Annotated in this window: 15 protein-coding genes; 7 read left to right on the top strand and 8 right to left on the bottom strand. The window is 64.8% G+C overall.

Annotated elements, in window-relative coordinates:
* Positions 1 to 4 precede the first annotated feature (4 nt).
* Both BUA26_RS18175 and BUA26_RS18170 read right to left on the bottom strand, forming a co-directional pair.
* Complete coding sequence (locus tag BUA26_RS18175) at positions 5 to 583, bottom strand: GNAT family N-acetyltransferase (RefSeq protein ID WP_072762420.1); 579 nt, start codon at positions 581 to 583, stop codon at positions 5 to 7.
* Positions 584 to 787: 204 nt separating this feature from the next.
* Entirely contained in the window at positions 788 to 1,546 is a 759-nt protein-coding gene (locus BUA26_RS18170; protein ID WP_072762311.1) for a cyclic nucleotide-binding domain-containing protein, read from the bottom strand.
* A gap of 297 nt (positions 1,547 to 1,843) precedes the next feature.
* Here BUA26_RS18170 and BUA26_RS18165 point away from each other — a divergent pair, with 297 nt between their 5' ends.
* Positions 1,844 to 2,401 (top strand): cytochrome b, encoded by a 558-nt coding sequence (locus BUA26_RS18165; RefSeq protein ID WP_072762310.1) that lies wholly within the window; start codon positions 1,844 to 1,846, stop codon positions 2,399 to 2,401.
* Positions 2,402 to 2,411: 10 nt separating this feature from the next.
* On the opposite strand, the gene BUA26_RS18160 is transcribed toward BUA26_RS18165, so the two are convergent.
* Positions 2,412 to 3,803: an MBL fold metallo-hydrolase gene (locus tag BUA26_RS18160; RefSeq protein WP_072762309.1), complete on the bottom strand. Its 1,392-nt coding sequence runs from the start codon at positions 3,801 to 3,803 to the stop codon at positions 2,412 to 2,414.
* Between the two features lie 147 nt (positions 3,804 to 3,950).
* Between BUA26_RS18160 and BUA26_RS18155 the strand changes: the two genes are divergently transcribed.
* A complete protein-coding gene (locus tag BUA26_RS18155; RefSeq protein WP_072762308.1) occupies positions 3,951 to 5,288 on the top strand; it encodes a GGDEF domain-containing protein in 1,338 nt (445 codons plus the stop codon).
* 5 nt (positions 5,289 to 5,293) lie between these two features.
* On the opposite strand, the gene BUA26_RS20485 is transcribed toward BUA26_RS18155, so the two are convergent.
* From BUA26_RS20485 to BUA26_RS18135, 5 genes are all read right to left on the bottom strand, one after another.
* Positions 5,294 to 5,455, bottom strand: coding sequence for a hypothetical protein (locus BUA26_RS20485; protein WP_178368626.1), 162 nt, complete (start codon positions 5,453 to 5,455; stop codon positions 5,294 to 5,296).
* On the bottom strand, positions 5,452 to 5,694 hold the full coding sequence (locus BUA26_RS18150) for a cation-transporting P-type ATPase (protein ID WP_255368417.1): 243 nt from the start codon (positions 5,692 to 5,694) through the stop codon (positions 5,452 to 5,454). The genes BUA26_RS20485 and BUA26_RS18150 overlap by 4 nt, the downstream gene beginning before the upstream one ends.
* A 76-nt stretch (positions 5,695 to 5,770) precedes the next feature.
* The gene (locus BUA26_RS18145; protein WP_072762307.1) at positions 5,771 to 6,208 is read right to left on the bottom strand and encodes a universal stress protein; all 438 of its coding nucleotides are present in this window, start codon (positions 6,206 to 6,208) and stop codon (positions 5,771 to 5,773) included.
* 50 nt (positions 6,209 to 6,258) lie between these two features.
* On the bottom strand, positions 6,259 to 6,696 hold the full coding sequence (locus BUA26_RS18140; RefSeq protein WP_072762306.1) for a universal stress protein: 438 nt from the start codon (positions 6,694 to 6,696) through the stop codon (positions 6,259 to 6,261).
* A 27-nt stretch (positions 6,697 to 6,723) separates the two neighbouring features.
* Positions 6,724 to 7,485, bottom strand: coding sequence for a glucose 1-dehydrogenase (locus BUA26_RS18135; protein ID WP_072762419.1), 762 nt, complete (start codon positions 7,483 to 7,485; stop codon positions 6,724 to 6,726).
* 215 nt (positions 7,486 to 7,700) lie between these two features.
* Here BUA26_RS18135 and BUA26_RS18130 point away from each other — a divergent pair, with 215 nt between their 5' ends.
* From BUA26_RS18130 to BUA26_RS18110, 5 genes are all read left to right on the top strand, one after another.
* On the top strand, positions 7,701 to 8,960 hold the full coding sequence (locus BUA26_RS18130) for an NnrS family protein (protein WP_072762418.1): 1,260 nt from the start codon (positions 7,701 to 7,703) through the stop codon (positions 8,958 to 8,960).
* Between the two features lie 126 nt (positions 8,961 to 9,086).
* The gene (gene nirK, locus BUA26_RS18125) at positions 9,087 to 10,610 is read left to right on the top strand and encodes a copper-containing nitrite reductase (RefSeq protein ID WP_072762305.1); all 1,524 of its coding nucleotides are present in this window, start codon (positions 9,087 to 9,089) and stop codon (positions 10,608 to 10,610) included.
* Position 10,611: 1 nt separating this feature from the next.
* Positions 10,612 to 11,373: a formylglycine-generating enzyme family protein gene (locus BUA26_RS18120; protein WP_072762304.1), complete on the top strand. Its 762-nt coding sequence runs from the start codon at positions 10,612 to 10,614 to the stop codon at positions 11,371 to 11,373.
* A gap of 9 nt (positions 11,374 to 11,382) precedes the next feature.
* Positions 11,383 to 11,952: an SCO family protein gene (locus BUA26_RS18115; RefSeq protein ID WP_072762303.1), complete on the top strand. Its 570-nt coding sequence runs from the start codon at positions 11,383 to 11,385 to the stop codon at positions 11,950 to 11,952.
* Between the two features lie 253 nt (positions 11,953 to 12,205).
* The gene (locus tag BUA26_RS18110; RefSeq protein ID WP_255368413.1) at positions 12,206 to 13,408 is read left to right on the top strand and encodes an alginate export family protein; all 1,203 of its coding nucleotides are present in this window, start codon (positions 12,206 to 12,208) and stop codon (positions 13,406 to 13,408) included.
* Positions 13,409 to 13,452: the final 44 nt, after the last annotated feature.

The raw sequence follows: 13,452 nt of genomic DNA, 5'->3' as shown, positions 1-13,452 counted from the left end.
CTGGTCAGAGATCCAGCGTATGAATGACCTGGGTCGAATCGCCCGGATCGAGCCGGCGACGAAAACCCAGATAGCTGGCGAGGTCGCGCATCGCCTCGTTGTCGGCGGAGTCGAGCGACACCATCTGTTTGAAGCCATTCCTGCGGGCGAGGTCGATCAGGTGCCGCATCAACAGCACACCGAGGCCGCGATGGTGCCAGTCGTCGGCCACCGTCACCGCGCATTCGCAATGGCCTTGGTCGTCGGTGGCGCTGTAGCGGCTCACGCCGACTTCGCGCAGCTTGCCGTTGTCGTGGGCCAGCGCGACGAATGCCATCCGCTGATCGTAGTCGACATCCATCAACTGGTTGATCAGTTCCGGGCTGGCCTCCTTGAATCCGCCCATGAAACGAAATCGGCGGGAAGCGGGCGACAGGCGATGGATGAAGTCTTCCTCGCGCTCGCGATCTTCTTCGCGCAGTGGCCGGATCAGCACTCGCGTGCCGTCGGTGAGGGATTCGATCCAGTGTGTGCCACTCAGCTTTCCGAAATGGATGTCGGTGGCGTCGTCAGCGTCGGCTTGAGGGTGAGCGATATTGGGCATGGCGTGGTTCTCGATGCGGGTGATCATGCGGCTCCGATGCCCGGTGGGCGGACATGGCGACTTCCTGCACGATGTTTGTACGCCGCTAGCCGCCGGTGCCAGTTGACCTCCGTCAATAGATCGCCGTATCGAGCCGCCCGGGTCGCCGGGTGCGGCGTGATGCGCGGGCGAAAGGGCGGATGGCGGCCCGCAGTGGGGCAGAGCTCAGCTGGCGTCTTTCTGCTTCGACATGGTGTCGGCGCGGCAGAGTCCGGCCAGAAGGTCGGGACGCAGGATGCGCACGGATTTCCGATTGACCTCGAGCACGCCCATTTCCTCCATGCGAGAAAACAGCCGGCTGACCGTCTCGACCACCAGGCCGAGGTAGTTGGCGATGTCGTAACGCGACATCGACAGGTTGAGCGCGGCGCCGTCGCGCTGCAGACGCTGATAACGGTTCGCCAGGCTCTTGAGGAAGGTGGCCATCTGCTCCTGCGCCTGCTGCCGGCCCATCACCATCAGGTGCCGGTGCTCCTCCACCACCTCGCGGCTGATCACCCGCATCAATTGCCGATGCAGCGCCGGCACCTCGCTGGTGACCCGCTGCAGATGGGCATAAGGCAGTTCGCAGATGCTGGAACGTTCGAGTGCCTCGGCCTGGCTGACATGCTGGTTCGATGCCAATGCGTCGAAGCCGATGATCTCGCCGGGCAGATGGAACGCCAGTATCTGCATGTCGCCCGCTTCGTTCTGCACGAAGCTCTTCAGCGAGCCGGAACGCACCACGTAGAGCGCATCGAACTTGTCGCCTTCACGGTACAGCATGGCGCCGCGATCCAGCATGCGCTTGTCCTTCACCGTGGCATCCAGCCGGTTCAGGTCGTCGGCGCCGATGCCTGCCGGCAGGCACAGCTCGTGCAGTGCGCATGAGCTGCAGCTGCGGCGCAGCTGATTGAGGTCGAGCACAGTGGCCGTGGGTTCCATCGACGCCTCGCGCGGGCGGAAACCGACCCAGGTTGGCCAGGTTGGAGTTCCCTGCCTGCGAAAACTATCACACGGCGCTCCGCCTTCATGCGATGGAAAGCCGGACGCGGCGAAACGCCGCAAGTACCGCCAATGTGCGACGGCGCGTGGCAGATGACGCAGCGGTCACCGGCCGCGAATTTGATCAGGCTCAAGTCGATGCGTATCGCATGGGCGCATGCTGACGCCGCTTGTTTCCGGTCCGATGTCGTTTCGCATATAGCCAGAGGTGACCGGGGCCTACTACGGAGGATCACCATGAACTGGAAGAACACCATCGATCGTTACGGCTCGCTGTCGATTGCCATGCATTGGCTGATGCTCCTGCTGCTGGTGGCCGTGTACGTCTGCATCAACCTGCGTGAATGGTTTCCCCGCGGCAGCGACCTGCGCGAGGGCCTGAAGATGTGGCATTTCATGTTGGGGCTGGCCGTGTTTGTGCTGGTATTCCTGCGCATGGCGATTCGCTGGTTCGGCGTATCGCCGCGCATCCAGCCGGAACCGGTGCTCTGGCAAAAGCGCCTGGCCGGCCTGATGCATCTGGCGCTGTATATCTTCATGGTCGCGATGCCGTTGCTGGGCTGGCTCAGCCTCAGCGCCGCGGGTAAGCCGATTCCGTTCTTCGGCCTGCAACTGCCGGCTCTGCTCGGTGTCGACAAGACGCTTGCCGACTCGCTGAAAGAGATCCACGAAACCATCGGCACGATCGGTTACTACTTGATCGGCATGCATGCAGCAGCGGCGTTGTTCCATCACTACGTGGCCCGCGACAACACCTTGCTTCGCATGCTGCCGCGGAGGAACCGGCTTGCGTAAGCGGCATCGGTCAGTCGATCTTGATCGGCTCGTGCATGCCCGGCAGCTGGCAGGCCACGCCGCGGCTGGCGAGGCAATCGCGCATCGCCTGCATGCCGCGTTCGTACTCGCCGTGCACCAGCAATACCTTACGGCGGGGCGCATCGCCCAGCCATGACAGCAAAGACAGCTGATCGGCATGCGCGGAGAAACCGTTGATCGTCCACACCTGCGCGCGTACCGCAATCGGTTCGTTGAAGATGCGTACCGTGGTGGCACCGTCGACGATCCGCCGCGCCAGCGTGCCCTCTGCCGCATAGCCTACAAACACCACGCTGCAGCGATCGCGCCACAGATTGTGTTTCAGGTGATGGCGCACGCGCCCGCCGTTGCACATGCCGGAGCCGGCCAGGATCACTGCGCCGTCCTCGATGTTGTTGATAGCCATCGATTCGCTGGTGTCGCGGGTGAAATGCAGGCCGGGCATGTCAAACGGATCGCCGTGCTGCAGCTCGGCGAGAAAGTCGTCGTCGAAGCATTCCGGGTGGCGCCGGAAGATCTCGGTGGCGGAGATCGCCATCGGCGAATCCAGGAATACCCGCACATGGGCAGGGATCGCCCCTTCGCGAATGCCGTGATTCAGGTAATAGAGGACCTCCTGCGTGCGCTCCAGCGCGAAGGTGGGGATCACCACATTGCCACGGCGCGCCAACGTGTCGCGGATCGCCTGGTACATCTCCTGGATGGAATCCGGCACCGAACGATGCGGGCGGTCGCCATAAGTGGTTTCCATCACCACGTAGTCGGCGGCGGGTGCGGGCACCGGATCGCGCACGATCGGCCGGCCCGGGTTGCCCAGATCACCGGAGAACAGCAGATTGCGGCGCAGCGTGCCGTCGTCGACGTCCAGCAGGATCGATGCGGAGCCGAGGATGTGGCCGGCATCCAGGAAGCGGGCGGTGATGCCATCAGTCAAGTGCACGGTTTCGTCGTAGCCGACATCCGGGCCGAAGAAATCCAGCGCGTGCAGTGCATCGTCCAGCGTGTACAGCGGTGGCGTCACCGGTTCGCCACGCCGGTTGCGGCGCTCCGCCCGGCGCGCGTCCTCCTCTTGCAGGCCGGCGGCATCGAGCATCACCACGCGGGCCAGCTCACGGGTGGCGGCAGTAGTGAGGATGCGGCCGCGGAAACCCTGTCGCACCAGCAACGGAATCCGCCCGCAGTGATCCAGGTGCGCGTGGGTCAGCAACAGCACGTCGATGCCGGCCGGGTCGAAGCCGAACGGCTCGGCATTGCCGCGCTCTATCTCCGGGCCGCCTTGGAACATGCCGCAGTCGACCAGTACGCGGTAGTCGTTGCAGGTGATCAGGTGACAGGAGCCGGTGACCTGTTTGGCGGCCCCGTGGCAGCTATAGATGATCATGCTTGTTTTGCCTGTGGTTGCGGGCGTTCGGTCAGTTCGTGCCGGGACTGTGGCAGGGTGCTGCGAGAATCGGATTGATCGGCGTCAACCGGCGCATTGTTCGATCGAACATTGACAGCGGCGGACCCACCGGCCAGCGTAGCGACCATGATTGCAGTGCCGTTCCATCAGGACCCACGGGTCGTCCGGGGATTCACCCACTTCTCGCGCGCCGTCGCCGTGATGATGAGCGTGGTTGCTTTGGTCCTGCTGGCAGGCTGGTGCTGGAACGTGCCGCTGCTGACCGCCGCGGTGCCGGTGCAGCCTTCGATGAAGCCCAATGCCGCCATCGGCTTTGCGCTGTCCGGCAGTTCGCTGCTGTTGAGCCAGGATGATTCCGGGTCGTTGCGATTGCGCCTGGCGTCGTGGCTGTCGCTTGCCGTGATGACTATCGGCGTGGCCACGTTCGGCGAATATGTCTGGGCGGCGGATCCTGGCGTCGACTATCTGGTCGACGATTCGCTCATGGCGTTGGTGTTCGTGCTGCTCGGCGGCCTGGGTCTGCTGGTATCCGCGCGCCGCTGGCTGTATCTGCGCGAGGGGCTGGCTATCGCCTTGCTGGCGATCGCGATGATCGGGCTGGCCTCGTATGGCATCGCGCTGGCGAGCAAGCACGGTCCTCTGTTCGACCGGGTGCCGATCTACACCACGCTCCTGCTGCTGGCGGTGCTGGGTTGGTTGTCCTCCACACCCACCACCGGCCTTACCCGGGTGGCCACGGCCGATACGTTGGGTGGTGCATTTGCGCGCCGCCTGTTGCTGCCGGCGTTGCTACTGCCGGTGGTCTTTGCTTTCGTGTTCGAGATGTTGCAGTCCGGGCTGGGCCTGCCTGAAACGCTGGCATTCGCGTTCATGGCGTTGTTCAGCGGTGCCGCGGTGGCGTTGCTGGTGTGGTGGGTGGCAAACCTGCTCGACAAGCTGGAGCGCCAACGTCGCGAGACGTTGTTGCTGCGCAACGATGCAGACACCGACACCTTGACCGGGCTGGCTAACCGGCGCGCGTTCGACGATGCGCTGGCGAACCTGCTGCACGGGCAGCGCAAGCATGACGCGATGTTCTCCCTGCTGATGCTCGATCTGGACAGGTTCAAGAGCTACAACGACGATTTCGGCCACCTCGCCGGTGACGAAGTATTGCGCATCACCGGCCATCTGCTGGGCACCGCGCTGCGCCCGTCGGATCTGGCCGCACGCTATGGCGGCGAGGAGTTCGCGTTGCTGCTGCCCCATGCCGATATAAGCCGGGCCAGTGACGTGGCGGCGCGCATCCTCGGTGCCTTCCGCGGCTTTGCCTGGTCTCGGCGCGCGGTCACCATCAGCATCGGCGTGGCGCAGTCCGCCGCCGGCGACGACGCCATGGATCTGATCCAGCGTGCCGATGCGGCGTTGTACGACGCCAAGCGCGCGGGGCGGGATCAGGCGGTCACGGCGACGACTGCACGTTGAATGCCTCAATCCGATGCCGTGCGCCACGCGAGGATACGTCGTGCGAAATGCGGCCAGCCCTCGAGCCAGGCGCCGCTCGCCAGCAGCATGCCGGCGATCCAGGCCAGCGCCGCCGCATCGGGTAGCGCCGGCGCCATCACACTGCGGAAGAATGGTGCGCCGATCACAGTTCGCGCAGCGATTCCAGCGCGCGTAGCGTCTTGCGCTCGTGTGCCAGCGTGATGCCGATCACCACGAACACGAACGACAGCAGGAACGCCGCTTCGGCCTGGTCGTCCAACGCCAGGTACAAGCCACCAGCGACCAGCAGCATCAGGAACATCGGTTCCAGCAGTACGCCGATGACCATCTTCCACAGTGTCTTGGGCATGCTGCCGGTCAGCAGGTTTGGACCCTCCGCGGCCAGCCGGCGCGCCGCTTAGGCCGGATCCAGTCCGGTCAGCCTGGTAGGTTGAGGCGGCCTCATGGTGCTCATGCGGCTTTCAATGACAGACAAGCACCGGTACCTCGGCCAGCAGCAGCACCTTCTGGGTCACGCTGCCCAGCAACAGCTTCTCGATGCCGTGCCTGCCGTGGGTGGCCATCACGATCATGTCGCAGTGGTATTTCGAAACGGCGGCGGCGATCGCGCAATAGGGCCGGCCATCGATCTCGTGGCTGCTCTCGCAGGCTACTCCGGCGGCCTGCGCGCGGTGCCGCACTTCGCCCAGTATGCACTCGGCACGGGCCAGGGCACGCTCGACGTATATCGTTTCGTCGGCCTGGGCGATGGCGGCAAAATACGTGGCCGCGGCAAATGGCGGCAACACATGCAGCGCATGGATCCGGGCGCCCAGCGTGGCGGCTAGCGCGATCCCGCGATCGACCGCGCGCAACGACAGTTCGGATCCGTCGACAGGCAACAACAGGTGCTTGAACATGGGTGACTCCTGCGTTGAATCGATCAAGGCGCCTTTGGGACGGCGGAGAATCAGCGGCAGACCAGCACGGGGATTTCGCTTTTCAGCAGCACCTTGTGCACCTCGCTGCCCAGCAGCAGCCGGGTGAAGCCGCGCCAGCCGTGCGATGCCATCACCACCAGATCGCAATGCTGCTCGCGCGCCGTGGCGAGGATGGCTTCGTGCGGATGGTCATCGAATACATAGCTGCCGGCGCACTCGATGCCGGCTTCCGCGGCGATGCGCTGCACCTCGGCGATGTACTGCCTGGCGCGCACGATGGCATCCTTGGTGTACACGACTTCGGTGGCCGCCAGCATCTCCGCCATGTAGGCGATGGTGTGGAATGGCGCCACCACATGCAGCGCATACACGCGTGCGCCGCAGGTCTTCGCCAGCTCGACGCCGAGCCTGACGGCGCGCAGCGACAGGTCAGAACCATCGACGGGTAGAAGGATGTGCTTGAACATGGCTGATTCCCCGGTTGGAATGAATCTTCAGCGGCAGCTGTAGCCGCCATCGATGACCAGCTCGCTGCCGGTCACGAACTTCGCCTCGTCCGAGGCGAGGTAGACCACGCCCCAGGCGATGTCGTCCGGCTCGCCCATGTGGCCTAGCGGGTGCAACGCATCGACTTCGCGCCGGTGCTGCTGCGGATCGCCGCCCATCGAGGCGATGTGCTGTTCCACCATCGGCGTCCAGATGAAGCCGGGGTGGATCGAGTTGACCCGGATGCGGTCGGCCGCATAGATCAACGCGTCGGTCTTGCTCATCAGCCGCACCGCGCCCTTGGACGCGTGGTAGGGCGGCACGTCCGGCGCACCGACCAGGCCGTAGATCGACGACAGGTTGATGATGCTGCCGCCACCGGCTGCGCGCAGAGGAGCGATCGCATGCTTGGTGCAGAAGAACACGCCCTTCACGTTGACCGCCTGTACCCGGTCCCACTCGGCCTCGGTGAGTTCGTGAGTGGGCTTGTTCGGCCCCGCGATGCCGGCGTTATTGACCAGCACATCCAGACGTCCGAACGCTGCCACGGTACCGGCGATCGCCGCTGCCACCTCGGCCTCCACCGAGACGTCGGCGTGGAAATAGCGGGCAGCGTCGCCGAACTGGCCGGCCAGCTGCCGACCCGGTCCGTCATGCAGGTCGACGATGGCGACCCGTGCGCCCGCTTCCACCAGTCGCGCCACGCAGGCTGCGCCGATACCCACGGCGCCACCGGTTACCAACGCCACCTTGCCGGCTAGCCTGCGCATGATCGTGCCTCCGCGATTGATGACGGCAGCGTGCGCGAGATGGCCTGGGGCGGTGTTGACCGGGATCAACTGAATGTCTTGCCGGGGCGGCATGCGATCATGGTGATTGTGGCGGAGCCTTCCGGCATCGCGGCACGGCAGCTGATGCAGGTCATGGCCGCTGTCCCTGCCAACCTGCCAGCATGGCGAGTCGTTCTTATCCGAGCTGGCTCGCCATGGCTGAATCGCCCACTTCATTGCCCACTTCAGCCGTCAAGCCCGCGACCTTCGCCGAGCTGCCGGCTTTGCTCGCCTCGGCGCCGCACCGGCTGCTGTTCCTGGCTGGCTCCGTCGCGGTGCTGCTGAGCATGGCGTGGTGGGCGCTTGAGTTGACCTGGATGCGTTTCGGACTGGGCAGCTGGCCGCAGCCGTCGATTCCGCCGGCGTATGCGCACAGCATGCTGATCCAGTACGGCATGTTTCCGCTTTTCATCTTCGGCTTCCTGCTGACGGTGTTTCCGCGCTGGCTGAATCGGCCTTCGTTGCCACGATCGCGTTACGTGCCGGTGGCCGGCTGCGTGTTCGGCGGCTACGTGCTGGCGAATGTGGGATTGCTCGATCTTCCATGGCTGTTGGCGTTGGGCATGGCGCTGATGCTGCTGGGCTATCTGATCGGACTGGTCACGCTGGCGTCGGTACTGCGTGCGTCCAGCGATCGCAACGACCATGCGCGTTCCTGTCTGCTGGCGCTGGCACTGGGTGTGCTCGGCTTGATCGCTTTTCTGGCCTATCTGTTCGGCGCTCCGGACGAATGCGCGCGGTTGGCCACGCGGTTAGGCACCTTCGGTTTGCTGCTGCCGATCTTCTTCTCGGTGACGCACCGCATGCTGCCGTTCTTCAGCAGCAATGTGATCAAGAGCTATTCGGTGGTCCGCCCGCGCTGGAGCCTTCCGGTGGTGTGGGCGTTGTTGCTGGCACATCTGCTGCTGGACTGGCGCGGCGCGCTGGGTTGGCTGTGGTTGGCCGACATTCCGCTGGCGCTGGTATTCGCCTGGCATGCGCTGGCGTGGCAGCCATGGAAGGTGATGCGGCCAGGCGTGCTGGCGGTGTTGCATCTGGCGTTTGCGTGGCTGCCGGTAGCCTTCGCGCTGTATGCGGTGCAGGACGTGATCTATGCCGCCAGCGGCCAGATGCTGTTCTTCCGCGCGCCGCTGCATGCGCTGGCGATCGGCTACTTCGGCTCGATGCTGGTAGCGATGGTGACCCGCGTGACCCAGGGCCACTCGGGCCGACCGATGCAGATGGGTGCGGTGCCGTGGCTGTGCTTCGCGCTGCTGCAAGCGGTGGCGCTGGTGCGCATCCGCGCCGAGTTCGGCGGCGACGTCTACCTGTGGTTGGTGGTCGCCGCATACGGCTGGTTGCTGGCGTTTCTGCCGTGGGTGCTGCGTTCGGCATGGATCTATCTGACCCCGCGTGCTGACGGCAAACCCGGCTGAAGCCAGGTGGACCATGGGCTGTGGCAGGGTGACGCAGCGCCGCCGCAAATCCATTCCGGCTGATCCAGATCAAAGGTGCCATACCGCGTTCTCATAATCTGGCAGCAGAACCCAGGGAGAACCTTCATGACACGTCCGCACCTTTATCTCGCCGCTGCCGCGATGCTTGCGCTGGCGGCGTGTTCCGGCAAGCCGTCTGCTTCATCCAGTCTGGCCACGACCGCCGCTACACCGGCCGCCGGCACATCGGTCGCCTCCGAACGCGGCGACTTCGGTCCGCCGCAGGGCGCGCCGATCCACGCCGTGCTGACCAGCCCGCCGCATGTGCCGCCACCGATCCATCGCAACTATCCCGCCAAGGTCATCGTGGAGCTGGAAGTGATTGAGAAGGAGATGCAGATCTCCGAGGGCGTGAGCTACACGTTCTGGACCTTCGGCGGCACCGTGCCGGGCAGTTTCGTCCGCGTGCGCCAGGGCGACACGGTGGAGTTCCATCTGAAGAACAACCCCAACAACAAGATGCCGCACAACATCGACATGCACGGCGTGACCGGGCCGGGCGGCGGTGCCGCATCCAGCTTCACCGCGCCGGGACACGAGTCGCAGTTCACCTTCAAGGCGCTCAACCAGGGCATCTATGTGTACCACTGCGCCACCGCGCCGGTGGGCATGCATATCGCCAACGGCATGTACGGCCTGCTGCTGGTCGAGCCGCCGGAGGGCCTGAGCCCGGTCGATCACGAGTACTACGTGATGCAGGGCGACTTCTACACCACCGGCAAGTACCGCGAGAAGGGCCATCAGCCGTTCGACATGGAGAAGGCGATCGACGAGCATCCGACCTACGTGCTGTTCAACGGCAAGGAAGGCGCGCTCACCGGCGACAATGCGCTGACCGCCAAGACCGACGAGAAGGTGCGCTTGTTCGTGGGCAACGGCGGCCCCAACCTTGTCTCCAGCTTCCACGTGATCGGCGAGATCTTCGACAAGGTGCAGCCCGAGGGCGGCACCGTGGCGCAGCACAACGTGCAGACCACGTTGATCCCGTCCGGCGGCGCCGCGATCGTGGAGTTCCACACCGACGTGCCGGGCAGCTACGTGCTGGTCGATCATTCGATCTTCCGCGCCTTCAACAAGGGTGCGCTGGGCATCCTGAAAGTGGACGGCCCGGAGAACAAGACGGTCTACTCGGGCAAGGAAGTGGACTCGGTCTATCTGAGCGACCGTGCCGGCAGCAACTTGCAGGCAGTGACTACGGCAGCCAAGGCGCATGAGTCGGGTACGCTGACCAAGGACGACCAGGTCGCCGCGGGCAAACAGCTGTTCGCCGGCACGTGCTCGGTCTGCCATCAGGCCAACGGCGAAGGTCTGCCGAATGTGTTTCCGCCACTGGCCAAGTCTAGCCTGCTGGCGGCCACGCCGAAGCGCGCCATGACCATCGTGACGCATGGCCTGACCGGCAAAGTCACCGTCAACGGCCATGAATACGATTCGGTGATGCCGCCGATGTCGCAGCTGACTGACGACGAGGTGGCCAACATCCTGACCTACGTGCTGAACAGCTGGGGCAACCCGGGTGGCCAGTTCAGCAAGGATGAGGTGACCAAGGCACGCGCGGAAGCGACACCCCCGCCGGCAGCGGCGCACTGAGATGCGCGCGCTGGCACTGGCTTGTCTGGGCTTGCTGCTGGCGCTCCCGGCAACGGCGGCGGACTACGTCGCCCTGCCGGGAGGGAGTTTTACCAGCGTGTTGCCGGCGGACGGCAAGGCAGCCGCGGCGCAGGTCGCGCCATTCCGTCTGCGTACCGAGCTGGTCACCAATGCCGAGTTTCTCGCCTTCGTGGAGACTCATCCTTCCTGGCGACGCGATCAGGTAGCGCGCATCCTTGCCGATGCGCGCTACCTCACCCAGTGGGCTGCTGCCGATGCGCTGGGTGACGAAGCGCTGCCAGGGCAACCGGTAACGCGGGTCAGCTGGTTTGCCGCACAGGCGTATTGCGAAAGCGAGCAGGCGCGCCTGCCGAGCTGGTACGAGTGGGAGTTCGCTGCCGCGGCCGATGCCACCCGCGGCGATGCACGCTCCGACCCCGCATGGCGCGAAAGCATTCTTGGCTGGTACTCGCGGCCTTCCGGCACGGCCCTGCCGGAGGTCGGCGGCGCCGCCAACGTCTACGGCGTGCGCGACATCAATGGCCTGGTCTGGGAGTGGGTCGACGACTTCAATGCGTTGATGGTCGCCAGCGACAGCCGCGACCAGGGCGATCCGGATCTGCTGAAGTTCTGCGGTGCCGGCGCACTCAGCATGCAGCAGAAGGAAAACTACGCGGTGCTGATGCGCATCGCGATGCTGTCCGCACTGAAAGCCGCCGACACCACCAACAACATGGGCTTTCGCTGCGCGAAGTCCGATTGAGGAACCGTCATGAAACGCTTGCTGCCATTTCTCGCCATGGTTCTGCTGCTGGTTGGCAGCGCTCATGCAGCCCAGCCGTTGCCTGGCGATTCGGTCTATCAGCTGCCGGTGCAGCTGACCGGTCAGGACGGCCGGCAGCAGATGCTGTCCGCGCGGCGTGGCCGGCCGCAGCTGGTGACGATGTTCTACACCTCGTGCCAGATGGTCTGTCCGCTGATCATCGACAGCCTGCGGCTGACCCGCAATGCGCTGGATCCGGCAGTGCGTTCGCAGGTCGACCTGCTCGCGGTGAGCTTCGATCCGGCTCGCGATGATGTCGCCGCGCTGCGCCGCTATGCCGACAAGCGCAAGCTGGATCCGCGCTTCTGGACTCTGGCCCGCGCCGAGCCGGCGCAGGTGCGCCAGCTTTCCGCCGTGCTCGGCCTGCAATATCGGCAGTTGCCCGGTGGCGACTTCAACCACAGCAGCGAATTGATCCTGCTCGATGCCGACGGCCGCATGGCGGCGCGCACCAGCGTGATCGGCCGACTGGATCCGGCGTTCGTGAAAGCGATCGCCGAGACGGTGTCAAGGCACTGAGTCGATGATCGATATGGACGTCTGTACGTCCATCGAGATCCGTCGATTCGCGAAACGCCGCCATCATGGCGGCGTTTTCGCATGTGCGCTGGCGTGGCGTGTTGTCACAGCGGGCGGATTCATCGCGACGGCCTGATCAAGGTCAGTTTTTCGATGCCTGGCTGCTTGCAGACTGCGTGTATCCACAAGGGGACGCGCCATGATAGAAACGACACGCAGGATTCTTTCCGTTGCATGCTTGCTGGCAACGGTGATGACCGCACCATCGATCCGCGCCGAGGGTGCCGGCACGCCGGCAACATCCGCCAGCGCACCGCTGCAACTCGAATGGGACGCGCGGCTGCGCCACGAGCAGGTGGACGACGATGCCTTCAGTCGCGACGCCAATGCCGACACTTTGCGTCTGCGGCTGGGCCTGCGCGCGAACTTCGGCGACGGTTGGAGTGGGCTGCTGGAAGGCGCCGGCGTGGCCAGCGCCGGCGAGCGCTACAACAGTGGCGCGAACGGCCGCACACAGTATCCGGCGATCACCGATCCGCATGGCGGCGAACTCAATCAGGCCTGGCTGGGCTGGCAAGAGGACGCATTCGGCGTGACCGTGGGGCGTCAGCGGCTGCTGCTGGACAACCAGCGCTGGGTCGGCAACAGCGGCTGGCGCCAGTATGAGCAGACGTACGACGCGCTGGCACTGCAATGGCAGCCGCTGGCGGCATTGACGGTGCGTTACGACTGGCTCGACCGCGTGCACCGGGTGGCTGGACTTGATGCGCTCAACCCGCTGGCGCGCGAGCGCAAGCTGAATACCCATCTGCTGAATCTGGCCTGGATACAAGGTGTGCAGCAGTGGGTGGGCTATGCGTATCTGCATGAGGACCGCGACGTGGCCAGCGCGTCCAGTGCGACTTATGGTCTGCGCTGGAGCGGCAAGGCCGTGCGCGATGGCTATGGGCCGGGCTGGACACTGGAGGCGGCTCGGCAAGTCGACTACGCCAACAACCCACTGCACTTCGCCCACAGCTACTGGCTGCTCGAGCCGGCCTGGACCGTGCAAGGGATCACCGCGAAACTGGGCTGGGAGCATCTGGGCGGCAATGGCCATCATGCACTGCAAACCCCGCTGGCCACGCTGCACGCGTTCAATGGCTGGGACGACCAGTTCAACGTGACGCCCGCCGGCGGCCTCGAGGATCGCTATGCAAGCGTCGGCGGCAACCTCGGTCATAGCGGCCTCGCTGGCAAGCTGGGCTGGGTGGTGTCGTACCACGACTACCATGCCGATCGTGGCGGCCGCTATGGCAGCGAATGGAATGCGTCGCTGAGCTTCCCGCTGGCGGCGGGCCTCAGCGGCTTGATCAAGATGGCGGACTATCGCGCCGACGGCCTCGGTCGCGACAGCGCCAAACTGTGGCTGCAACTCGAATGGCATGGGCAGCAGGCGTTGACGAACGCGCTTTGACCGAAGATGCATGTCTTGCCGCGGCTGCTTTGACGCAAGTCAAC

The sequence above is a fragment of the Rhodanobacter sp. OK091 genome, from assembly GCF_900142825.1.
Lineage (GTDB): Bacteria > Pseudomonadota > Gammaproteobacteria > Xanthomonadales > Rhodanobacteraceae > Rhodanobacter.
This window is presented reverse-complemented; position numbering and strand designations above follow the sequence as displayed.

Excerpts from the sequence above, each read along its gene's own strand:
- BUA26_RS18175 (WP_072762420.1), bottom strand. The coding sequence starts at position 583 with ATGCCCAATATCGCTCACCCTCAAGCCGACGCTGACGACGCCACCGAC.
- BUA26_RS18135 (WP_072762419.1), bottom strand. The coding sequence starts at position 7,485 with ATGCGCAGGCTAGCCGGCAAGGTGGCGTTGGTAACCGGTGGCGCCGTG.
- BUA26_RS18120 (WP_072762304.1), top strand. The coding sequence starts at position 10,612 with ATGCGCGCGCTGGCACTGGCTTGTCTGGGCTTGCTGCTGGCGCTCCCG.
- BUA26_RS18140 (WP_072762306.1), bottom strand. The coding sequence starts at position 6,696 with ATGTTCAAGCACATCCTTCTACCCGTCGATGGTTCTGACCTGTCGCTG.
- BUA26_RS18145 (WP_072762307.1), bottom strand. The coding sequence starts at position 6,208 with ATGTTCAAGCACCTGTTGTTGCCTGTCGACGGATCCGAACTGTCGTTG.
- BUA26_RS18160 (WP_072762309.1), bottom strand. The coding sequence starts at position 3,803 with ATGATCATCTATAGCTGCCACGGGGCCGCCAAACAGGTCACCGGCTCC.
- nirK (WP_072762305.1), top strand. The coding sequence starts at position 9,087 with ATGACACGTCCGCACCTTTATCTCGCCGCTGCCGCGATGCTTGCGCTG.
- BUA26_RS18115 (WP_072762303.1), top strand. The coding sequence starts at position 11,383 with ATGAAACGCTTGCTGCCATTTCTCGCCATGGTTCTGCTGCTGGTTGGC.
- BUA26_RS18155 (WP_072762308.1), top strand. The coding sequence starts at position 3,951 with ATGATTGCAGTGCCGTTCCATCAGGACCCACGGGTCGTCCGGGGATTC.
- BUA26_RS18165 (WP_072762310.1), top strand. The coding sequence starts at position 1,844 with ATGAACTGGAAGAACACCATCGATCGTTACGGCTCGCTGTCGATTGCC.
- BUA26_RS18110 (WP_255368413.1), top strand. The coding sequence starts at position 12,206 with ATGACCGCACCATCGATCCGCGCCGAGGGTGCCGGCACGCCGGCAACA.
- BUA26_RS18130 (WP_072762418.1), top strand. The coding sequence starts at position 7,701 with ATGGCTGAATCGCCCACTTCATTGCCCACTTCAGCCGTCAAGCCCGCG.
- BUA26_RS18170 (WP_072762311.1), bottom strand. The coding sequence starts at position 1,546 with ATGGAACCCACGGCCACTGTGCTCGACCTCAATCAGCTGCGCCGCAGC.